Origin of the sequence: Mariniphaga sp. (assembly GCF_041687215.1) — a bacterium.
GTDB lineage: Bacteria > Bacteroidota > Bacteroidia > Bacteroidales > Prolixibacteraceae > Mariniphaga.
In genome coordinates, this window is record NZ_JAWLCI010000008.1 from 72715 (window position 1) to 96269 (window position 23555).

Annotated in this window: 15 protein-coding genes; 9 read left to right on the forward strand and 6 right to left on the reverse strand. The window is 41.0% G+C overall.

The genetic code is table 11. From position 1 onward, the window contains the following. Nucleotides 1-92: 92 nt before the first annotated feature. From ACESMA_RS05225 to ACESMA_RS05250, 6 genes are all read right to left on the reverse strand, one after another. Nucleotides 93-959, reverse strand: coding sequence for an alpha/beta hydrolase (locus tag ACESMA_RS05225; protein ID WP_372947720.1), 867 nt, complete (start codon nt 957-959; stop codon nt 93-95). Nucleotides 960-1111: 152 nt separating this feature from the next. After that, complete coding sequence (locus ACESMA_RS05230; protein WP_372947721.1) at nt 1112-1759, reverse strand: peroxiredoxin; 648 nt, start codon at nt 1757-1759, stop codon at nt 1112-1114. A 122-nt stretch (nt 1760-1881) separates the two neighbouring features. Further along, nucleotides 1882-2706: a CPBP family intramembrane glutamic endopeptidase gene (locus tag ACESMA_RS05235; protein ID WP_372947722.1), complete on the reverse strand. Its 825-nt coding sequence runs from the start codon at nt 2704-2706 to the stop codon at nt 1882-1884. Between the two features lie 44 nt (nt 2707-2750). After that, the gene (locus tag ACESMA_RS05240) at nt 2751-3317 is read right to left on the reverse strand and encodes a GtrA family protein (protein ID WP_372947723.1); all 567 of its coding nucleotides are present in this window, start codon (nt 3315-3317) and stop codon (nt 2751-2753) included. Nucleotides 3318-3319: 2 nt separating this feature from the next. Then, nucleotides 3320-3736, reverse strand: coding sequence for an alternative ribosome rescue aminoacyl-tRNA hydrolase ArfB (gene arfB / locus ACESMA_RS05245; RefSeq protein ID WP_372947724.1), 417 nt, complete (start codon nt 3734-3736; stop codon nt 3320-3322). A 3-nt stretch (nt 3737-3739) separates the two neighbouring features. Further along, nucleotides 3740-4429 carry a Crp/Fnr family transcriptional regulator gene (locus ACESMA_RS05250; RefSeq protein ID WP_372947725.1) on the reverse strand — a complete coding sequence of 230 codons (690 nt, stop codon included), beginning with the start codon at nt 4427-4429 and terminating at the stop codon, nt 3740-3742. Nucleotides 4430-4591: 162 nt separating this feature from the next. Here ACESMA_RS05250 and ACESMA_RS05255 point away from each other — a divergent pair, with 162 nt between their 5' ends. The 9 genes from ACESMA_RS05255 to ACESMA_RS05295 all read left to right on the forward strand — a co-directional run. Beyond that, on the forward strand, nt 4592-4951 hold the full coding sequence (locus ACESMA_RS05255) for a NifB/NifX family molybdenum-iron cluster-binding protein (RefSeq protein ID WP_372947726.1): 360 nt from the start codon (nt 4592-4594) through the stop codon (nt 4949-4951). A 39-nt stretch (nt 4952-4990) separates the two neighbouring features. After that, nucleotides 4991-5347 (forward strand): thioredoxin family protein, encoded by a 357-nt coding sequence (locus ACESMA_RS05260; protein WP_372947727.1) that lies wholly within the window; start codon nt 4991-4993, stop codon nt 5345-5347. Between the two features lie 2 nt (nt 5348-5349). Next, nucleotides 5350-6270: an NAD(P)/FAD-dependent oxidoreductase gene (locus ACESMA_RS05265; protein ID WP_372947728.1), complete on the forward strand. Its 921-nt coding sequence runs from the start codon at nt 5350-5352 to the stop codon at nt 6268-6270. 61 nt (nt 6271-6331) lie between these two features. Then, nucleotides 6332-6754, forward strand: coding sequence for an OsmC family protein (locus ACESMA_RS05270; RefSeq protein ID WP_372947729.1), 423 nt, complete (start codon nt 6332-6334; stop codon nt 6752-6754). A gap of 5 nt (nt 6755-6759) precedes the next feature. Further along, nucleotides 6760-7179, forward strand: a complete 420-nt coding sequence (trxA, locus tag ACESMA_RS05275; RefSeq protein ID WP_372947730.1) for a thioredoxin — start codon at nt 6760-6762, stop codon at nt 7177-7179. Nucleotides 7180-7271: 92 nt separating this feature from the next. Next, complete coding sequence (locus tag ACESMA_RS05280; protein ID WP_372947731.1) at nt 7272-7904, forward strand: cyclase family protein; 633 nt, start codon at nt 7272-7274, stop codon at nt 7902-7904. A 485-nt stretch (nt 7905-8389) separates the two neighbouring features. Next, nucleotides 8390-9400, forward strand: a complete 1011-nt coding sequence (locus ACESMA_RS05285; protein WP_372947732.1) for a LuxR C-terminal-related transcriptional regulator — start codon at nt 8390-8392, stop codon at nt 9398-9400. Between the two features lie 398 nt (nt 9401-9798). Then, on the forward strand, nt 9799-9930 hold the full coding sequence (locus ACESMA_RS05290) for a hypothetical protein (protein ID WP_372947733.1): 132 nt from the start codon (nt 9799-9801) through the stop codon (nt 9928-9930). Between the two features lie 74 nt (nt 9931-10004). Continuing rightward, nucleotides 10005-23555: right-handed parallel beta-helix repeat-containing protein (locus ACESMA_RS05295; RefSeq protein ID WP_372947734.1), on the forward strand; the 13551-nt coding region annotated here is incomplete at its 3' end.

Below are 23555 nucleotides of genomic sequence, written 5' to 3' on the forward strand. Positions count from 1 at the left end.
TGTTTAGTTTCTTTTAGCAAATGTAATTCTTATTGTTACTTAAACAAAATGAAAAATGAAAAATTCAGTAAAAAATTCAAATAAAATTTTGATTAGTGCTGGTGAAATCCATCAGAAACAAACCGGAGCACTTCAGGCAACGATTCGCGCCAGTAGGTCCAGTTATGTGCGCCGTCGCGAACACGGTATTCATGCGGTATGTTTCGTTTTTTCAGCGCAATGTGTACCAGCGCATTGCCTTCAAATAAAAAATCATCGTCGCCACAATCAATAAACCAGCGAACCGCTTTTAAATCCTCTTCGGGCAGGTTATTAACCATTTCGGTTACACTGTATTTTTTGTACCATTCATTCATTTTAGCTTCCGAAGCATCTTGCATTCCGCGGCGTTGCGTGTAATTTTTCATCTCATCGCGGTTCAGCGGCCCGGTTGAAGCGCTGAGCGGACAGGCAGCCGAAAACAAATCGGGGCGGTGCAAAGCAAAATAAAAAGTTCCGCCTCCACCCATGGAAAGACCGGCAACAGCCCGGTAGCGTTTTTCTGTTCTTATTCGATATTTGCCTTCGATGAACGGAATAAATTCTTCAAAAAAGAAATCCTCGTAACGCCAGTTTCCGCTTACATCGTTGGTGTAACCCCGCTGGCCTGTGTTGGCGTCGGGCATAACGATAATCATTGCTGTGGAAGTGCCATTCTTTATGGCTTTGTCAGTAATGTGCAGCACTTCGCCAAACTGAACCCAGCCGCTTTGGTCGTCGCCACTGCCATGCAGTAAATAAAGCACCGGATAGCTGCGTTCAGATGTTTCATAATCAGGTGGAAGATAAATGGCATATTTCCGTTCCATGTTTAAAATTTCACTTTTCAAGGAAAGATTGTCGAAAACTTTACCGGTTTGGGCAACCGCATTTAAAAAACAAAATGAAAAAAGAAATACTGTACTGACAAGTTTATTCATTTGACTCAATTTTTGTGGATTTCAGGCTCTAAAAATAGCGATAAAATGGATTTCAGGGAAAGAATATTTCGTTAATTGAAGGAAGAATTTGAGTTTTGATATAAAAAAAGGTCCTGCAATTTGCAAGACCTTTTCTGAATTTTGAAAGCTGGTTATAAACTTTTTTTAGCCAGATAAAAGTCAACCATTTCGTAATCACTTTTTTCGCGTTCTTCCATATCCTGAACGGTTTTTGGCGGAGGAACAATTACTTTATCGCCCGGCTGCCAGTCGAGTGGCATGGCAACTTTGTATTTATCAGAAGTTTGCAGTGCTTTTAAAACCCTGATGATTTCATCCATGTTTCTTCCTACGTTCAGCGGATAGTACATAATTAACCTGATTTTTCCTTCAGGATCGATAAAAAATACAGCTCTTACAGCGGCAGTTTCGCTTTCGTTGGGCTGCAGCATTCCGTAAAGTTTCGACACCTTCATTGAAATGTCTTCAACAATCGGGAAATCGAACAACACACCGGTGTTCTTCTTTACGTTATTTACCCAGGCAACGTGCGAGTGGATACTGTCGATACTTAAACCCATAAGCTTGGTGTTCAGTTCTCTGAACTCATTGTGACGAACGGCAAAACCACTCATTTCGGTGGTACAAACCGGAGTAAAATCGGCAGGGTGCGAAAAAAACACAACCCAACTTCCTTTGTTGAAATCCGAAAACTGGATTGGACCGTAAGTGGTATTCGCTTTAAAATCGGGAGCTTTGTCGCCAATACGTGGCATAGAAACTACTTTTTCTTCTTCCATAATTTTTTATTTTATTTTGTTAATGAATAATAGTTTTTGTTAAAGATAAACTATTTTAATGAAAATAAGTTCAATATAAATGTTAAGTAATTTTAAATAGAACAGAAATACAACAGGAATGTTTAGTTCTTACCTGCCTTTTTGAAAGGCCATAAAGTGCTAAAGTAAATCAGAATCAACGATACCCCGATTACCAATCCGCTTAGCATGAGTTTTTCCTCTTTTCCAATCAAATAAATAGCATGATTACTTATTTGTTCCCAATAAGTTATAGTTAATAAAACGATGAGATTATTAAGTGAATGCCCCAGTATGGCTAAAAGAATACTATTGGTCCGAATCATAATCCAGCCAAGGAGCACTCCCAAAACAAACGTTGCAGGCATTTGCCATGGATTTAAATGAAACAATGAAAACAACAGGGCTGAAACCAAAACCGCTTTCACTGCATTATAATTTTTTCGCAACCCGTGCAAAATCAGCCCCCGAAAAATTAATTCCTCAATAACCGGAGCAATTACAGCCACTTTGAAAAAAGCTCCCCACCAACCATAATCGCTTTCAAAAACTTTACTGAAAAGTTCCCAAAACCAGGGTGGGGCAGGCACAACTTTTTCTACGGCAATGTTTACTGGTTCCAATAAATTATGTGCACTCCAGAAAAATGTAATGATTGGAATAAGTATGAGTGGGTTGAACATTTTTAAAGGAAAAACCTCAGGAAAAGGTGCTTTCGTTTTTTTGAACCCGTAAAGTAAAATAAATAGCGTGGAGCCGGTATTTAAGATAATTTTTTTAATTGGATTATACAGGTAATCAGTTCCTTTATAATAATCAATTAAGGCCAATGGAAAATCAACTACTGTTTGAATAAACAAGTACAAAATCAGCAGGTGAACGGCCTGAAGGATTGTCGGGTAATATGTTTGCCTGAATTGTTGCATCATTCAAAATTCAAGACAATATAAACATTTTTTTGTTTACCGCTGAATTAAATTATTCGTGGAACTGAGGCTGTTTTAAATGAAAAATAGCGTTGAGACAAGTAGCTGAATGCAACTACAATTATGGTAGTGAGGCCTTTGGACAAAGTTGCATACAAACCCACATATTCAACAAAAAACTTCAGAAAAATATAATTGAGTAAAATCGCGACTGTAACAGTTATTCCGTAACGAAAAAGCTGAATTCTTCCGCGTAATTCTGAGGCTGTGAAAGTAACGTATTTTGCCAAAATAAATCCTGTGGTAAAGGTGATGGGAAAAACAAGTAAAAATGCAGCTATATGCGGACTGATGGCTACAAAACCCAGGTCAAGAATTTGACGATCAAGAATATATCTGTAGAAAACAAAATAGAGAAAAATGTCGAATGCCGTATTGGCTCCACCCGTAACACCATACCTGAAAATTTCGGAGGGGATAAACCTCAGGCAGGGAAAATGAAAAAAATCTATCATCCGGATAATCAGGATCCGGCAAACATGTAAAATATTCCGCATAAACTGAAAAAATCCCTGTTCATGGGCAAAGAAACAATTTTCAACCGAATTATCCAATTTTAAGTTTCGGGCGGTTTTCTCAACTGTTTCTTTTGTCCCAGTTTCTTTTTGTTCTCAATCCGCTTTAATTTTGATGCTGCAGTGGGTTGTGTTTTCTTTCTTTTCCTCGGTTTTGTCAGCGACTTTTCAACGAGTTCAAAAAATTTCCGGGTAGCCTTTTCCTTATTTTTCCATTGTGTTCGTTCAACGCTTGATGTTACCAGCAGTTCATTTTCGTTATTAATCCGGTTTTTAAGTTTCAAAAGAATGAGTTGCTTTTGCAATTCATCCAACACTGCCGATTCCTGAACCGGAAAACGCAGTTCAATTTTTGTATTGACTTTGTTCACGTTTTGACCACCGGGCCCGCCGCTGCGGCTTGCCGAAAACTGAACCTCTGCCAGCAATTGTTCTTTTATGGAATCAGAAAGTACCATCAACTAACTGGTTTTACTTATGATTTCCAGTTTTTTCCGGTCGGTAATTTTTATGTTTTTTCCATCCAGCAGAATGATGCCTTCCTTTTCAAATTCTTTCAGAAATTTAATGGCGCTTTCAGTTGCAATAGAAGCAAAATCGGCTAATTCCTGACGGGTGAGCAATTCAAAAACGTCTTCGTTCAGAAAATCTTCCTGCGAGAGATAAATAAGTCCTGAGGCCAGTTTTCCCCGCATTTGTTTATAAGAAAGGTTTTTAATGATTTCAAGCAAATGCCGCTCGTTTCGGTAATTTTTTGAAGTGATTTCCAGCGCAAACTGCGGATTTTCCAAAAGAATATCTTTCAGGCTTTCTTTTTCAATCATACAAATTTCCGAGTCTTTCAGCGCCTGAGCCGAATAGGTATGAATGTTCTCCCCAAAAATGGATGAAAATGCCAGGAAGTCGCTGGTTTTGGCCAGACTGATATTCATTTGCTTGTCGTAACCGGTTTGCAGGTAAACTTTTATTAAACCCTGCACCACAAAAAGCACATACGGTGCAAATGCACCCTGTTTGAAAATAGTTTCCCCTTTCAGATACGAAATCCGGGTTTTGTTTTGTGCCAAATGGTTCAGTGCATCGGGAAAATGCTGCATAAGGTTTGTAAAACCTGACGCCTGACCTGTATTTTCAATGTTTTCGTTATTCATTTTTGCTTGCTGAAAAAACAGTACAAAAGTACAAAAACAATCCAATCTGGTTGATGACAGGAAAAAAACTGAAATATTTCAGTTCCCAAACTTTCCTATGACAGTGTGCTTTTCTTGCCAGACAAATTGTGGCAGGCTACTTTTGCAACAAAGAATTTAATCATGAAGAAACGGGTAGCCATTCCGGTAACAAACGAACAGTTAAGCGAGTATTTCGGCGAGTGCAGTCACTACGAAATTTTCGAAACAGACGGAAAAATTGTGGACCGAAAAGAAGCAAAATTTCCGGCAGGGACAGTTGCAACCGAACTTCCGGGATGGCTGGAAGAAATAGGAATCACAGATGTTATCACATTTAAGGTGAATCCGAAAATCATCAACCTGTTCGCTTCAAAAAAGGTAAACCTGTTTGTGGGTGTGCCAATCGATTCTCCTCAAAATTTGATTGAAGCTTATTTGCAGGGGAAGCTGGAATCGGACGAAAAAATTATTCAGGAAATTACAGTTGTAACGAACAACTAAAATAGATAAACGAATTTTTAACAATAAAAGAAATTGATTATGAAATTATTACAAACAAATCTTCACGAAATTGAAACAGCCGCCGAGCTGGAAAAAATGATTAATGAAAACGAAAATGTGATGGTATGTTGTGGCCGCATGGGCCCGATGTGTATGCCGGTTTACGATGTAATGGAAGAACTGGAAGAAGACCGTTCAGATGTTAAATTTGCTGTAATGGCATTTGACAATCCGGAAGCAGCAGTAATTCGCAATGCACCCGAGTGCCGCGGTTTTATGGGTTTGCCGTTCACCATGTATTATAAAGATGGAAAAGTGGCACATGCCACCAGCAGCATTCAAAACATACAACAGATAACTTCTGTTTTAGATGAACAATTTGCCGTAAAAGCATAACTATGGACGAAGTGTTTGATGTGATGATAATTGGCGCGGGGGCAGCTGGTTTAACCGCCGGCATTTATGCCTCGCGCGCCAAACTTTCAACGCTTATATTAAACGAAGGAGCTGTTGGCGGGCAAATGGTGCTTACCGAAGAAATTGCCAACTACCCGGGTGTTCCTGCAACCAAAGGATACATGCTGGCCAACACCATGAAACAGCAGGCCAAAAGTTTTGGGTGCAAAATCAAATCGAATATAAAAATTGCCGGGTACCATCTCGAAGGAAAAGTAAAAACCGTTGTGTTGGAAGACGGCCGGAGTTTTCAGGCCAAAAGTATAATTCTCACGCCTGGTGGAAGGCCGCGGTCATTGAATATACCGGGCGAAGGGCAGTTTAAAGGAAAGGGAATTTCGTACTGCGCAACCTGCGACGGTGACTTTTTTACCGGAAAAGAAGTGGTTGTAGTTGGCGGAGGTAACTCGGCTTTGGAAGAAGCAGTTGCACTCACACAACATGCCACCAAAGTAACCATTGTGCACCAGTTCGACCATTTCCAGGCATTTAAACATGCGGTGGAAGAAGCGCAAAATAATCCGAAAATTAATTTTGTGATGGAATCGGAACTGCGCGGGTTTTACGGAAACGGCGTGTTGCAGAAAGTGGAAATTGAACACCTTCCCACCAAAAAAAGAAGTGAGTTGAAAACCGACGGTACATTTATTTTTGTGGGCTACCAGCCCAATACCGAAAGCATAAAAGATTTGGTGCAACTGAACGACCGCAACGAAATTGTTGTGGATGCAGCCATGAAAACCAATGTTGACGGCATATTTGCAGCCGGCGACTGTATTGCCAAACGCTACCGTCAGGTAACCACCGCAGTAGCAGAAGGTACCATTGCTGCATTAAGCGCCGCTGATTATCTTAGAAATTGACCAACCTGCCAGTGTTCGGCAGTTTCCGGACAGTTAGTGTTAGTCTGAAAAAAGAAAAAATATGGCAAAAGAACAAATAAAAGTAAAATGGCTGGAAAACATGGCTTTTTCAGCAGAAGTGAACGGGCATGAAATTATTCTGGATGCCGCCGAAAAAGTAGGTGGCGAAAACCGTGGTCCGCGCCCCAAACCGCTTATGTTAACCGCCTTAGCGGGTTGTACAGGCATGGACGTGGTTTCTATTCTGAAAAAAATGCGCGTGGAACTGGACGATTTCAACGTAATTGTTGAAGGCGACCTTACCGAAGAACATCCCAAACAGTTTACCCAAATGCATGTAATTTACGAATTCACAGGAAAAAACCTTCCGGTGGAAAAACTCCAAAAAGCAGTAACCCTTTCAGAAGAACGTTATTGCGGGGTGAGTGCCACGTACCGCAAAGCCATTGGCCTCACCAGCGAAATCAAAATCATTGAAAGTTAAACAGTATGTCAACTACCTTAATTGTTATTCTCGCATTTCTGGCTGCGCTCGTCGGGCTGATTACATTCAACTATTACCGGATGAAAAATATAAAGCCGGTGGCCGACAGCGACAGAATAAAAGTGTTGGGAAATAAAAATTTTAAGCCTGTCATCCGCCGGGGAATTACCCTGGTGGATTTCTGGGCTCCGTGGTGCGGACCTTGTAAAATGGTGGCACCCATTTTAAACGATCTGGCCGAAACCGAAGACCGCGTTACCGTGGCCAAAGTAAACGTGGATCAGCAGCAACAACTGGCACAAAAATTTAAAGTGCGCAATATTCCCACGCTTATCATGTTTCGCGACGGACGCGAGGTGCGCCGTTACGTGGGTGTTAAAACCAAAAAATTCCTTGAAAAGGAAATTGCTGCGGAGTTGGGGTAGAAAATTTTCATTTCCGATGTTCGGTCTTAAACCATCAAGGTTTTCAATACCTTGAAGGTTTTTTGATACTTTTACCTTTCAAATACCAAAAAATGAAACTCTACGATTTATCTCATCTGCTGAATAACGAAACTCCGGTTTTTCCCGGGATGGTCAAGCCGCGGTTTCAACCGGCTGCTAAAATTGAAAAAGACGGATACCGTGAAACCCGTTTTGAAATGGATTCCCATACGGGAACCCACATCGATGCACCGGCCCACATGCTTGAAAACGGCAAAACGCTCGACCAGCTTCCTGTGGACAAATTTTCAGGAAAAGCTGTAATCATTTCTGTGCCACAGGGAACTGAGGTTATTGAAAAAGAATTGCTATTGCAATTTGAAGAAAAGCTGCAAAAGGTTGATTTTGTGTTATTCAAAACCGGTTGGAGCAAATTTTGGGGAACTCCCCGCTATTTCAATAATTTTCCTGCACTTACATCCGAAGCAGTTGAATGGCTTCTCAACTTTTCACTAAAAGGCATCGGGTTCGATATTATTTCAGCCGACCCGATGAAAAGTACCAGCTATCCCAACCATTTCAGCATTTTGGGAAAAGAGTGTATCATCATTGAAAATCTCACCTTCCCGGATGCACTGACTGAAACCGAAGGCGAATTTTTCTGTTTTCCGATTCCTTACGAAAATGCCGATGGTTCGCCGGTGCGGGCGGTGTTTGGAGTTTAACTAAAAATATAAAATCAGAGGAGCAACCAATACGATTGTCAAGACTTTTTTGTAATCCGGTCAAAAAATCATTGAAGCACTTTCGAAGTTAAATTTCCGGTTATTAACACCCCTGCCATTAATTCTGATTGATTGTTAATAACTTATAGTGCATTGATGTTACTTTAGTTTCAATAATTTTTTTCTGAATTCCTGCTTTTCACTTCCCACTTCCATCTTCCCACTTCCATTTCCCTGAGCCCTGAATTCACAAGGATTACAGTTTTTTTAATGAAACTGTTTTGATTAAAACGTGAAAAAATAAATTATCTGCAAGCTCAGTATAACCGCTTTGGGCACGATCGGGTTAAGGTATTAATTGTCATTAGTTGGTTTAAAATTCAATTAATTCATTACAAATCAATAATAAGTGAAATTACGTATTGGTATTTTTACGAATTATTTATATGTTTGGTGGCATGTTGTGACCATACTAATCAAAAATCATGAATACCACCAAATGTCAGATTTTATTAATGACCAATTCTGAGGAAAAAGCCGCCCAGACTCTGCGTAATATACTTCTCAGTAAAAATTTTGATGTTTCTGTTTCCACCAGATTAAATGATGGAATTAATAAAGTTTCCAATTGTTCTCCAGAGTTAATTATTTGCGCAAATGAACTGGAGGGCAAATCAGGCTTCCGTGTTTTTAATACGTTACAACCTTTATTAATTCAAAAAACTATTCCTTTTATTCTTTTTTTGAATGAGTATAAAAAAGAAGATATTTTAATAGGTTTGGAATTGGGAATTGATAATTTTATTTTGAATCCGTTCGACGAAGGTGCCGTTTTGAATAAAATTGAAAGGCAAATTCAGAAACGAAAAAAAGAAAAAGTATTTGATTCCGAACAGTTAAATTATTTATTTGAAACTTCTCCTGTAGCCAAGTTTTTTGCAGAAAACGATCAGATTATCAGAATTAACAATACTTTTTCTGAAATTACGGGTATTGACAACAATTTGAAAGCTCTGCCAAAAATCCAGGAAGTTTTTAATTTTCATGTGAATGAAACCAGCAAAATGGATTTTCACAAATGTATAAACGGACTTAAGCCATGTTGTCTGTTTAAAGCAATTCCATTAAAAAGCAACAAAAATTTGCTGTTTAACATTCATCTGGTTTATAGCAATTATTTGGATAAAGATGTATTTACAGGCGAAATAGTGCCGGATGGAAATCAACAGGAGGTAGAGAACAAATGGATATTCAAGGAAAAAAATAATTCAGATGATAATAAAAATTCTACCGCAAACAGCAAGAAAGTTAAACTAACCTTTCGTGAAAACCAAGTCCTCGAACTTTCGGTTAAAGGACTGGGAATTAAACAAATTGCCGTGGAGTTGGGCATCTCGGCCCGCACTGTTGAAAAGCACCGCGCCAACATTATGGAGAAAACCCAAACCAAGAACATTCTGGAAACCATTTATTATTTTTCAAATCAGGAAAAATAGTCCCAGAATTGGAACGCCCTGAAATATAGAATTATATAGCCACCGTTTTAACGCGTCGTGCGTAATTACACCCATTGAAAAATTCCTGATCAGGAAAATTACGTATTTACTTTCATTTTTAAACCCCATAGATTTGGTAAGGATTTTTCGGGAAGATTAATCCGAACATTTACAAACCCATTTTTTAATTGAGTCTTATCTGAAAACAAGGCCGCCAATTTATCAACATTTTTTTTGGATGATTGATATGTTCATTTTTTAGTACTGAAATTCTGAAGCTGAAGTACTCAAATGAATCATTTTGAAATATGCCGGAAAGTGTGGTAAGTTTTTAACGAATTTGAAATAAAACGTTGCGGTATGAATTAAAATATACAGATAATTTAAAATATGGGTTTATGAAACAACTTTACCAAACAATTGAATTTCCTGCAAATGCACAATCCCTGATTAACCATCAGGACATCTGGTTACCCTTTGGAAGCAACTACCTTATTTTTTCCGGAATATCCCCCGGGCCAGGCAGCTAATTTATAGCCTGCCATCAATTAAAAAATCGAAAAAAATCATTTACAAAATATAAACAACTAAAAACCATAGTATTATGAATTCCAAAAATCTACAAAAATCAAAAAGCAATTTGCTCTGCAGAGCCATGCTGCCCATACTGGTGGTATTGCTGATGCTGGGTTTTAATCCTGACACGTTTGCCCAGGAGACTGTTACAACGGTTCCCGCAATGGATGGCTCAAACACAATAGAAATTTGTGTTGGGGGTACAGTTACTGTTAATATTACTGATCCCGAAACGGATCATGAGTACCGATTGAGACAGTCAGGATCTTCAACATGGCAAACAAAGTATGGGATTATAGGTGAGTCCCTTTTGTCATTTGATCCTATCACATTTAATCAGTTGGGAACAACAACTTGGACTGCTCAGGATCTAGATGGTGATGAAATCCCCTTTGAAACTTTTACCGTCAATGTAGTCGCAGATCCAATAGCTCCAACTTTAACACCAAGTCCTTCAACCGGAGTTATCTGTCCCGGGACTGGTGTTTCTGCCGATATTTTATCGGGAGGATCTGATGGAGTTGGCTGTACTGATAGTTATGAGTACAGAATAAATGGTGGTGGATGGCTGGAATATACTCCAGGAGATGTAATACCCGACGATAATACAAACCTGAGCGTGGATATTCGGGCAGTGAGATCAAATCCTGCTGGTTTAGGGTGCTTTGCTGAAAATATTTACGAATGGACTTATGATACAAAAGTGCAAAACCAAGCATCTGGAAAATACTATTGTACTATTCAGGAAGCAATTAATGACGCTACGGCTGGGAATACTATCATAGTTTCGGATGGAACATACCCCGAAAATCTTGAACTCAATACGGCAAATCTTATTTTAAAAGCAGAAAATCAACACGCTGCCATTATTCAAACTCAATCAGGTTTTGCTGCCGGAAATGGATATGGCGGAATTACTTTCTTAGCCGATGGTTGTACACTCGATGGTTTTAAAATTGAGCAAAATGTTGCTCAGGCGGTTATTCACACCCACAATGCCAACAGTGCGACCATTAAAAACAACTTGATTGTTGGTTTAGCCGGTGTTACACCACGTGGTATCGATGTAGGATATGGTTCTGCCAATTCTGATGGAATAATTATTCAGAACAATACTTTCGAAGACTTGTATTGCGGTGTTTATGTCAACCAGGCAACTGACCTTTCGATTGACGATAATGATTTTAATGCCGACATGGGAGACGGATGCATTGTTTTTGACGGTACATGGAATTATAATTTAATTGATGTGACAAATAATACAGCCACTAATGCTAATTATTTAATGTTCTTTTACGGAAGCCAGGGTGCTGTAACCCATTCCGGAAACACGCTTTCAAATACGGAGCTTAGCAACTGGACAGTTGTTAATACCTCAGATAATATTTTTTATCCCGCTATTCAGACAGCAATTGATGCCGCAGAAACTGGTGGCGGAGAAGAAATTCAGGTATGGGCCGGAACGTATAATGGAAATGTTACAGTAAGTAAAAATATCTCACTTATTGGTGCCGGATCTGGCGTGACAATAATAGAAGGAGATGATGGAGGAAGCGAGCTTGGTGCGGTGTTTATACCAACGGGAAGAAATGGGGTAACTATAAAAGGGTTTCACATAAAAGGTATTGATAATGCAAATCCGGGTATTGAAAAAGCGGCTGTTTACTTGCAAGGAACACAGGCTAATATAACCATTGAGGATAATATTATCGAAGCCAAAGGTGATGCTGGTTTGCAAGGTGAATGGAATGCTTCAAATGATGGAATCACCATTAACAACAATGAATTTACCGGGCAGACATTTATTGGGACTGAACCTGCTTCCGGCGATCAATTTACTGTGTGGAATGTAGCCAGACAGGCCATTAATTTTGGAGGAGGAACAAGTACCACAAATACAAAGAATTTTACTTTTACAAACAATACGATTTCTACAGTTACTGCCGTTACTACAACAGGCAATACATTAGTCACTTTAGACCTGGTTGGCACAAATACAATCAGCGGTAATACGTTCAACGGTGTATCTTCAGCAAATGCCTTACGGGTCCGCGGAAGTGGAACTTATACTATCGAAGAGAACAGCTTTACAGGAACCTACCCAATAGCTATATCCAGGTCGGGCGATCCACTTACAGCTGATCACAACTGGTTTGGTTCGGATGTTTATGCCGATATTTTTCCCAAAATTCAGGGACCCGTTGTTTTTGTTCCTTACAGCTTAGATGATCAATTTACTGCGTTTGGTGGTGGTCCCACCAATTTAGTCAGCCTAAACGCAGTATATACAGATGCCAATAAAGATATCTTAGTTGAATTTGATGTGGAGGATGGCGATATGGAACTTCTTCCGGCTCCCGGATTAAATCCAACTGATCCAGATTATTTGACAGATGTAGCTGCGTTGTATGCAGCCTTGCAAAATGCAATTGAAACAGGAACTTCCGATGATATACAGGAGGCAGCTCTGGCAATTGGTGACGAAATAATTACGGAATATTACTACGAAATTGATGGAACAAAATACCATCTTCAAACAGCCGAAGGTAATCCTTTGGTAAAAGTAAAATACTGGCAGAATTATCTGGTTCGAGATGATGCAGTCAGATTTCCAAACTGGCCGGGATTTCCAGATGCTGAAGGCACTGAGTGGCGCACTTCAATTTTGCAAAATCATAATTACCGCACTCATACAAATCCTGCAACCGGAGCAGTTGATCCTGACTGGTTAGAGCCGGCACTTGGCCGCGATGTTAAAGTCGCTGTAACATTAATCCAGAATGGAAGTGTTGTTAGCGAAACTTATACAGTTCCCTTACCTGCTGGCCCTGTAAACGTTTACAGCGCCGAACCTATTGGCCCCGGTACTTGGATTAGCAGCCATACCAGTATAAATGACGCTATTGAAGCATCAACTACAGATGATAATTATATTGTGGTTGTTGATGCAGGTACTTACACAGAAAATGTTGTTGTTAACAAAGCGGTTACAATTGAAGGGCCGCAGAAAGATATTGACCCAAGAACTGCTGCATCATTAAGAACTTCTGGCTCTTTGGCAGAAGCTATTGTAGATGGCGGAGGAAGTTCAAGTCCGGTATTTGAAATTACAGTACCCGGGGTTGTTATAAATGGTCTTGAAATTACAAACGGAAGCGGTGATTTGGTTTCTTCCCCAGATGGAGCGCCTGTTAAAACCGGTGTGGTTGTTAAGTACTGTATTGTTAGTAACTCCGGAGATGAAGGAATTCAGCTACGCAATGTTGATGGTGGCGGTGTTGAATACTGTTATGTTTATTCTACTACCGGTGATGGAATTAATCTGTCCAGTGAATGTACCAATAGCTACATCCGGTATAACGAAGTTACAACATCCGCATCAGCAGATGCTGCAATCTACCTGTACGGCAATGGACCGGATATGTTAATTGATAACAATTTAATATCAGGTGTGACTTCAATTAATGGAATAATGGTTGGCAATAAAAGTGGAGCTGATAATAATAAAAATCACCTCGCCTTAAATAACGCCATTGTTTCTAACAATACAATAATCGGGCACACGGGTTCAAAAGTTGGTGTTTATGTGAATACAAGTCGCGTGAATATTATAGACAATACCATTACAAATTGGGAATCTGCTGGTGATGCAGCTTTGTATTTACGCTTTGACATTAAAGATATTCAGGTAACTGGAAATGACATTTCCGGAAACGAAAACGGTATTAAAGTTTCGTCTGGTGTTAGCGCGGTAAATGCCTTAACGTTTTTAATTAATGAAAATAATTTATCAGGCAATACCAATCTGGGGATAACTAGTAGCTCTGCTGGTGCTGTTGATGCTACCTGCAACTGGTTTGGCACCGAAGATGCAGAAGTAATTGCTTCAAAAATCTCTGGTACGGTTGACTTCCTGCCATTCCTTCAGGTTGATAACGATTATGGCGATGTTGAACCTTGGTGGGGTAATGATAAATACTCTTGTATCGGTGTTGGACCGGTTGTAGTTTACGACCAGGATCCATCAATGTCAGGAACTCAAATAGTCAGTAGCCACATGACCATTCAGGACGCCATTGATGCGTCAACTACACTAAACGGCTATTTTGTGGCAGCTTCATCAGGCAATTATGATGAACTGGTTACCATCAATAAAGAAATTACACTTTCAGGCTTTGGCTCTGGCAACACATTAATAGAAAAACTTAGCCCTGCTGCCAACGCAAACATTGTAACCGTAGCAGTTAGTAACGTGGCGATTAAAGACATAGCCATTGTTGGCCCGGCAGGCGGCAGCACTTCTCGGGGTATTCATATCAACGGAACGCTTTCAAATGTTTCGATAGAAAATGTGATTTCCAACCAGCACAATTATGGTGTACACGTAAACACTTTGGCTGATGTTACTAACCTAACATTAACCAACGTACAACTTAATGTAAACGGCAACGGTCTGCAAATAGATGCTGAAGCTAAGGTTGATGGTTTAACCATCACCGATGGTGAGATGACCGGAAACCTTTTTGGTTTCTCCGCAGCGGCAACCTTCACGGGTTATAACAACAGTGATGACCTGCAAAACGTAAGCATCACAGGTACCACCTTTAATAACAACACCTACTTTGGTTTGCTATTTAATAAAGGTAAGGATGTTACACTAGATGACATTACTGCTAATGGCAATGGAGACATTGCCGGTTCTCCCGGTTCAGGTATTTACTTTACCTGGAGAGAGGGAACATACAGCAACATTAGCATAGTAAACTCAACCATCACCAACAACGGCAACAACACAGGTGCTGCCGGTGGTGCAGGTATTTTAATTCGCCCACGCGCAAATGCCACAGCCAGCGGTATTACCATTGAAGGCAATGATATTTCGGGCAATGGTTTTGTAGGCAACGGTTCGGCCGGTATACGTGTATTAAAAAATAATGACGATACAGGTACCGATGTTGCAGGTGTTTCAATTAACGAAAACAGCATTACTGGTAATGAAAATTTTGGTGTTGTATCAACACTGAGTGGTGATATTGACGCCACCTGTAACTGGTGGGGTTCTAACTCTGCCGGTGATGTTGCAGATGAAGTATCCGGAAATGTAAATTTCTTGCCATATTGGATTAGTGAAACTGGTCCTTGTGAAGGAGTGGGGCCTGTTTTGGTTTATAATGGTGATCCTGGTACAACAGGAACGCTCGTTAGCAGTCACATGAAAATAGAGGATGCCATTGATGCATCAACAACAGATAATGGATATTTCGTTATAGTAGATGCAGGAACTTATACTGAAAATGTTACCGTCAACAAGCGCCTCACCATAAAAGGTGCCGGAAAAGAACAAACAATCATTGATGGAAATGTCAAGTTGGTGGCACCAGATAATGCCACTGAACGCATAGTATTACAGGACTTATCAGTTATCACTACTACCGGAACAATTGTTGGCGACACATGGTATGCCATTTGGATTGATGCTGCCGGTGGAGATATTGCCCCGGTTACACTTAAAAATGTGAAAGCCAGAGGCAGGGTAACAGGAAGTTTGGTTTACGGCACAGGTCTTTTAATTTCGCCTAATGGCAACGCAATTGATGACCTGTTGATTGAGGATTGTGAAATCAATGATAACTATACCCATGGTATTTTTGCCAAGAACACAACAAGCAGCAATACCGGTTCACTAACCAACTTTGTGATGAAAAACACCAGTGTTGACAATAATACAGTCAAACCTTCAGGATCAGGTGGAGACCGAATGGGTATGTATCTTGTGATTCAGAAAAATGCCTCACCTAACATACTGGTTAACAACGTTACTATTGAAGACTGCTCGTTCAATGGCCATGTTTATGGTTCTGGAAAAGGAATTTATGCAGAGGCCATTAGCAATGCATTATTCAAAAATGTAACAGCCAAGGGTAACCAAAGGGAAGGGATTGACCTGAATCTAAAGTTTAGAAACGATTACGAGAATATTGTTTTTGAAAATTGTAATATTTACGAAAATGCTGTTGCAGGTGGGACAGCTACTTATCCAAACCTGCACATCAAAGCTCGCAATGATGGAACAACTTATGGCGCAAATCCTGCGCAAATCACTAATCTGAAAATAAAAGGAGGTACCTACTCATCCAGTCTTGAGACAAATCCAGCTATCAGTTTAGGAAATAGCATTTCCAATATAGATTTTACAAATGGAGTCACTTTTGAAGGAACCGGTGGACATGGGTTAGTGCTATACACATCAACAACAACGCCGGATGTTGACCTTGGCAATACAAGTTTCGCAGGAACTCTTGCCAGTTATATTGCCAATGCATCTGGATTAAATGTGAATGCAACTTCAGCTCTTTTTGCCGGAAAAACAGGTGAAACCGCATCAGTGTCAGAAAATCTGGCTATTGAAGATAAGGTTTTTCATGCAATGGATTACGCTGGACTGGGTCTGGTCACCTGGAAATCTTCAAATGTTTACGTTACCACGAATACTTTAGGTATCAACCGCGGTATTGAAGTTGTGCCAAATAGCATAGTGAATGTGGGGCCGGGAACATTTAACGAAAATGTTGTGGTTGACAAATCAGTAACTTTATTGGGAACTAATGCAAACCTGGCTTGCGGAAGTAGGGGAGCAGAATCAGTGATTGCACCAACAGCAGGTTTACCGGTAAGCGTAACAGCAGATGATGTCACTATTAATGGTTTTGAAATTACAGCACCTGATTACCAGAATGCCATTGTTTGCGGAAACCGCAGCAATTTGACCATTCAATACAATAACATATACGACATAGGTACTTCGGTAACAGGCTCCAATGTCCACTCTATAAATTACACGGTTGCAAATGGTGTAAATACATCGAATGTGAAAATTTTGGATAACTGCTTCAATAATATTAGCAGTGCTTCATTAACAGGCTATAGCGCTGCAGCCATTGGTGTTTTACAATCAACATCTACCGGAGTACTTACAGGTTTAAATATTGAACGCAATTCCATTAATAGTGTGAATGTAAATACTGGTGACTGGCCAACCGGAAAACTTGCCTATGGTATTATAATAAATGTTGGCGGAGGTTCCGGTTATTTAACTACTGACGGTAAGGTGGTGAATGCAGTTATCAAACAAAACGAAATCACCAACCTTGAGGGTTTTATTTCAACAGGTATTGGACTGGAGGGTAATACTGAAGATATAGAAGTTGAGAATAACTATGTAGCCAACCTGAAAGGCAACAAGGTTGACGCTCGTGCAGGCGGAGGTTATGATTTGCAGGGTCTTAAGTTTGAGAACAATCGCTATGTTGGAACAGCTTCGGTAGCCAATAACAGTTTTGCTGCCGATACTTATATGCACAGTGACGCCAATGGCGTTGGTTATGCCGTTGTTAATTATGTTCCTGTTGCAAACGGAGAAGAACTGACACTTGGCTGCAACTGGTATGGCACCGCAGTTTATAACGAAATTGCCGACAATGACAACCTCAATGGCAGAATTTTAAACAAAGAGAATTGTACAACCAATTTTGTTCCTTACCTGGTGAGTGGTGATGATGCTTCTCCTTCTACTATTGGATTTGTTCCGCAAACCGGTGCATGTGAGGGAGAACCTGTTGTTATTGAAGATGCGGTAGTTACCCATATTCTTTGTGATGACACAGATGGATCAATATTGGTTTACTTTAGCGGCGGAACAGCAGATTACACCATTGATTGGGGCATTTCTTCAACAACAGTTTCTAATAGTGATGATTATCCTATTAGCGGCTTACCAGCCGGGACCTACACCATTACCGTTACCGATGATAACGGGAGTTTTGATGAAATGACAGTAGATGTTAAATACCTCCCTGTGACATTGAAAGATAACTCACTGGCTGTTAAAGGTTACTATCCAACCATCCAGGCAGCTATAACTGCTGCAGAGGCTGACGATGTGATTGAAGTATGCGCAGGTGAGTATGTTGAATCCGGCCAAATCGTAATTGACAAAAATCTGACGATTATCGGTGATGATAAAACTACAACTACTATTAAACCTGATGCTGACTATACTGCATCATCTGATGGTTGGATTAAGGTGAACTCCGGTGTTACTCTTAACTTGAGCAAAGTTAAACTTGACGGAACCGGCTATTTGATCTATAATGGAATATACTTCGATGGTAATGGTGAGATTAATGATTGTTTATTGGATAACATTCAATACAATGCATCAGGACCAACTTATCGCGGAACAGGAATCCTGGTTTCAACGAGTGCCGGTAATGTAGATATTAAAAATTCGGAATTTACAAACATCGGTCGTGATGGAATTCGTCATCGCAGTACCGGTACTGTAAGTGGAAACACATATACAGGTAAAGGATCAACAGGGCCAACAGAAAACTGGTTTGACTATTTTATTCTGGCTGAATACGGATGTGATATCACTATCGATAATAATACGGTTTCCCTATGTCAGGGTGAAGTAACCACCAGTTCAACATGGGGTTCCGGTGCTATTGCCATTTGGGACGATCCCAACACATCTGTTGTTTTGATCAACAATGTATTGACGGACAATACAGTTGGAATTCAACTGCAGGGTCAATATGGAGATGGTACGTCGCTAACAACAGAAATTGGAGGAGGAAATGTGATTAGTGGCGGAGAGCATGGAATTAGCCTGAATAATAGCGGTACTTATGTAATGAAACCTGCTTTAAGTTTCACTGGTACCACAACGCTTAAAGGGCAAACAGACGATGCAATTTGGATGGATGAAAACGTTGGAACGGATGAAGTATATGATATTAGCCAGGTTGTCTTTAAAGATGCAGCGGATAATACGTTAACCGATAATTATGAAATTGAGGATAAAGTACATCATGCCCTCGATGGATTAAACCGCGGTTTGTTAACCTGGGTTGATAATAATGTTTACGTCACCAACAACACTTTGGGCATCCAACGTGGTATTGATGCCGCAGGTGCTTCCGGCTGGACAGTAAACATTCAGGGCAGCGCAACAGCTTACGATGGCAATGTAGATGCCACCGGCAAAGATGACATTACACTCAGCGTTGGTGCGAGCCCGGCTTGTGCAACCATAAATGGTGATTTAACACTCGGAAGTTCAACAACCTTATCCGTTGATCTTGATGGCACGGTTGAGTGCACTGAGTACGATAAACTGACTGTTACCGGAACGGTAACCCTTGGCGGTGCAGCATTAAACCTGAATGTGGGCTACACTCCGGGTTCAGGTGACGAGTTCACCATTATTGACGGTTCATTACCCATCGTTGGACAGTTTGCAGCCAACACGGTAACTGTTGGCGGTCAGCTCTTCGTTATTGACTACGCCGGCGGCGATGGCAATGATGTGGTGCTGAAAGCCTGCGATGGTGGTGTGGTGAATACCAACACCGGAATGGAGTTCTGCTCCATTCAGGATGCCATTGATAATCCGCTGACGCTGGATGGGCATACCATTACTGTGGCAGCAGGAACTTATGCCGAAGTTTTATACATTAACAAAAAACTTGATATTCAGGGTCCGAATTACGGAATCAATCCGAACACCGGTACCCGCGTTGCTGAAGCAATTATCAAATTTCCTGCTTCCAATACCTCATGGTATATGGTTTACATTGATGGTGACGGTGGTGGGTCAACAGTATCTGATGTATCACTCAATGGTTTTACCTTTGATGGTGTTGACTCTTATGGGGGTGATTATCCAACCGAACTCATTTTTGTAGCTGGTGCCGAAAATGTTAGCATCAATAATAATGTTCTCCAAAATTTTGAACAGAATGCAATCCGTTATTATTATCAATATTATGATGGAACTAATTGGGTTGCTACCTGGCCAGTTGGAGCAGATATTTCAGATAACCAAATTTTAAATCCGGATTTCTACACAGATTTTAATACTTTTGGAACTGCTCCAAATCATGGTATTTACTTACAGGGTGTCTATGGCACTGTTTCCGGTAATGTTGTTGAACAGGTGTTGAGTGGTTGTCAGATACAACCATACGGCCACCCGAATTCTACATCAGTAACAGGAACCGTTTCAGAAAATACGTTCAATGGGAGCAGAAATGGGGTCTGGTATAATAATTCCAGTAACGCAAATGCCGATTGGTCGTTTAGCAATAACACAATTTCCGGTATTACGCTTCCTTCAGGTTACACACCCGGAGCAGATTGGTATGGCGAACCCACTAATGTTTGGTACGGATTTGCCATTAACGGAAATAGTTACGGCCAGGTTGCTTTTACTGGAAATACGATTGTGAAGGGAACAACTGCTTTAGAGACGCATGGAATCAGATATGTGCATGGTTATGCACATGCGCCCGCTACTACAATCATTGACAATACCATTAATAATCTGGATTACGGCATTTATCTGCCTGCCAATTTGGAGAATGTTGGTGCAATTGACATTAACAGTAATTCAATCTCAGGCAACAGTGAGTATGGAGTTTATAATGCTGCAACAACCACTGTTGATGCATCACCAAACTGGTGGGGCGACCCAACCGGTCCAAACCACGCAACAAATCCTTGTGGAGAGGGCAACGCGGTTAGTGATAATGTAGAATTCGATCCCTGGTATTTCCAGGAAACAATGACTACATTGAACGGTTTGCCGGAACTTACGCTGAGCGCGGTGGACGACATTAGCACCATTACCGGCACACCGGTAGTGTTTGATATTGATGTGAACTATCCGGGCGATATTGCCAGCTTTGATCCGGCGGTACTTACCGATGCAAGCATCACCGTGGGCACGGCCTTCCCGGCCGGGGCCAAAGTAAAACGTGTGGTTTACAACGACGGAACCAATGTACAGGCCTTTGCACTTGATTTCGCCCTTGGCGGAGAAACACAGGTATATTTAAGTGAAATACTTGGTAGCCCCGCTACTCCGCTTGCAGGACATGACGGACTTACTGTGAACTGGGAAATCACTGTGGATGGCTTCGAGGCAGAAGACACCTACGCTATTGAAATTCAGTCAGTTTCTTACCTCGATAACAACGTTTGTGTAACAAACCTTGGCAATGTCGAAGGCTTTAGTGTAACCTTTGCTGATGTTGATTTTGTTTACAATAATACTGAAGAATGTTATCCGAATCCGGTTGAAATAGAGTGGACAGAAAGTTATCCGATGGTAGAAAATATCGGAGGTACTAGAATATTGAATGACAGCAAATGGACATTCTATACCGACGCGGCTATGATTCAGGAATTTGATTTGCCGGCAAATACCAACATAACAGTTGGTCAGGTTGACGGTTCAGGTGATTTCATCTGGTCCAAAACTTCTGTACTTACGGTTGCTGCGAGCAGTTTTTATGGTTCGGCTATTGTAACAGAACAAGGCGATCCTACTATCTACACAAACGGTCAGTTAATACCTCTTGAAAGGGGACCAGCAGAAAATGAATGGAAAGCTGTAATGAGCGGTGTTCAGCCAGGTACCTATTACGTGAAGGTTGAAAACCTGGCTATGCTGGACGCTGACGGGGAACAATATACTTCTCCGACAGGTCCTCACGGAACATATACCGAATACGTTTATGATGAACAGACAATTGAAGTGGTAGTAAATGAAGCTGTCGAAGTGCAGATTTCAGTTGATGGAACAAATCCTCTGCCTGCGTTACCAGGTACAGGAAGTACCGCAGTATGTGCCAGTGAAGCCTTTGAAATGTCATTGCTCAATATTGTTACAGGTGATGGGCCGTTAACCTTTGTTTACAACGTTTATGAAGGTACTGACAATACTGGTTCGCTAATGACCGGCTCACCATTTACAGTATCAAATGTTAACGAAAATGGCACAATTTATTCGGCTGCTGCCGGAGACCTTGTTGCCGGTACATACTTTATTGAAACTGTTTCCATAACCGATGAGAACGGTTGCGGCGTTCATCCGGATGTAATGGCTGCCGGCTATTACAACCATACGCTTATTATTCATGAACTGCCAACAGCAGTCCTTAGTGGAACTACATCGGTATGTGCTGATGATAATGAAGCAACATTAACCGTTGATTTTACCGGTCAGGGGCCATGGACATTTAGCTATACTGATGGTACAAATACATATCCGGAAACAGCACAAGCATCTCCCTATCTGATTACGGTTAATCCAACGGCCAATACCACTTACAACCTGGTTGGTGACGTTACCGACGGCAACGGCTGCTTGGGTGAAACATCCGGCCAAGCCAAAATTTACTTCGGGCCTAAAACCACAGCGCCTAAAATTCTGGCCTGCCCGGGTACACTCATTGAAGTGCCCATTACCGTGCAATCATTCAGCGAGGTGAGGTCCATTTCACTTAAACTGAAATATGACTCCAGGGTGATGGATTTCGAAGATGCTTGGGATAGTGATTACATCACATTTGGTAGTGGCGAAGTTTTTGAAATTAACAGTGATGAAGAAAACTACAAAGTAATAATCATTGGAAAAAGTGCATCGGGAATTACAAATTTCCCCACCATACCTGAAAATGAAGCGTTGATTAAACTGAAATTCAGTTATAGGGGAGGAAATACTTCACTGGTTTGGATGGATGAATACGATGTGGACTGTGAATACAGTTTCCGAAACGAGGAACTGGCAGAACTTGAAGAACCTTTCTGTGACGGTGATGCAGACCTTAATGCAGAACCTCCCGAACTGGCCGATCCGGATTATTATGCGAATGGAACGGTAACAGAAGACACTGATTTAAGTGACTATATTACAGGTTTGGAGCTTCAAAAAACCGAAGATTTCGACGGTTTATGTCTGGCGTCTGGATTGGAAATAACTGATATCAGTAACACAGGTGGAATGGTGGCTATATTTGATGAAATAGCCAGCATGCCTGCCAATTTTGTAGTTTTAGAAGTTGCCGGTTACGAATTAACAGGTAATCAGCAAGCAGATATGGCAGGGGTTAAAGCCGCCCTGGTTGCATTAATGACTGCTGACGGACGTGTAACCATCGGCGACCTCGATGGAGTAACCATTTTGGTTCCCGTTACTTATGGTAATACAACCTATGCAGGTTGCGAACAGACGGCGACATTTGAAGTAACCTTTGATACCGAGATACCGGATGCACAGCAGGCGATGCTGGATTACATTGCGGGTCTGGATACGGATTTGGAAGAGACCTTTGACTATGCACCAGCATGTATTTCTTCGGGGATGCAAATTGCAGACATCAGCGGCACAGGTACGATGGTAGATTTGATTGCCAATTTGCCAACTACGACCAATGTTGTAAGCATAGCCGGTTATACGTTGACAGAAGATGATGCTGCTAATATGGCTGGCATCAAGGCTGCTTTGGTAGCATTGATGGAAGCAGAGACCACGAACAATACTGTTGGCGAGCTTGATGGACAGAGCATTACTTATGATGTGGTACTGTCCAACAATCTGAATGCGTTGTGTACTCAGACAGTTGCCTATACTGTAACCTTTGATACCGAGATACCGGATGCACAGCAGGCGATGCTGGATTACATTGCGGGTCTGGATACGGATTTGGAAGAGACCTTTGACTATGCACCA

What these genes read in the sequence shown, in the direction of transcription:
- ACESMA_RS05290 (WP_372947733.1), top strand. Translation starts at nt 9,799, where the DNA reads ATGAAACAACTTTACCAAACAATTGAATTTCCTGCAAATGCACAATCC.
- ACESMA_RS05285 (WP_372947732.1), top strand. Translation starts at nt 8,390, where the DNA reads ATGAATACCACCAAATGTCAGATTTTATTAATGACCAATTCTGAGGAA.
- ACESMA_RS05235 (WP_372947722.1), bottom strand. Translation starts at nt 2,706, where the DNA reads ATGATGCAACAATTCAGGCAAACATATTACCCGACAATCCTTCAGGCC.
- ACESMA_RS05270 (WP_372947729.1), top strand. Translation starts at nt 6,332, where the DNA reads ATGGCAAAAGAACAAATAAAAGTAAAATGGCTGGAAAACATGGCTTTT.
- ACESMA_RS05250 (WP_372947725.1), bottom strand. Translation starts at nt 4,429, where the DNA reads ATGAATAACGAAAACATTGAAAATACAGGTCAGGCGTCAGGTTTTACA.
- ACESMA_RS05230 (WP_372947721.1), bottom strand. Translation starts at nt 1,759, where the DNA reads ATGGAAGAAGAAAAAGTAGTTTCTATGCCACGTATTGGCGACAAAGCT.
- ACESMA_RS05225 (WP_372947720.1), bottom strand. Translation starts at nt 959, where the DNA reads ATGAATAAACTTGTCAGTACAGTATTTCTTTTTTCATTTTGTTTTTTA.
- ACESMA_RS05265 (WP_372947728.1), top strand. Translation starts at nt 5,350, where the DNA reads ATGGACGAAGTGTTTGATGTGATGATAATTGGCGCGGGGGCAGCTGGT.
- ACESMA_RS05280 (WP_372947731.1), top strand. Translation starts at nt 7,272, where the DNA reads ATGAAACTCTACGATTTATCTCATCTGCTGAATAACGAAACTCCGGTT.
- trxA (WP_372947730.1), top strand. Translation starts at nt 6,760, where the DNA reads ATGTCAACTACCTTAATTGTTATTCTCGCATTTCTGGCTGCGCTCGTC.
- arfB (WP_372947724.1), bottom strand. Translation starts at nt 3,736, where the DNA reads ATGGTACTTTCTGATTCCATAAAAGAACAATTGCTGGCAGAGGTTCAG.
- ACESMA_RS05255 (WP_372947726.1), top strand. Translation starts at nt 4,592, where the DNA reads ATGAAGAAACGGGTAGCCATTCCGGTAACAAACGAACAGTTAAGCGAG.
- ACESMA_RS05260 (WP_372947727.1), top strand. Translation starts at nt 4,991, where the DNA reads ATGAAATTATTACAAACAAATCTTCACGAAATTGAAACAGCCGCCGAG.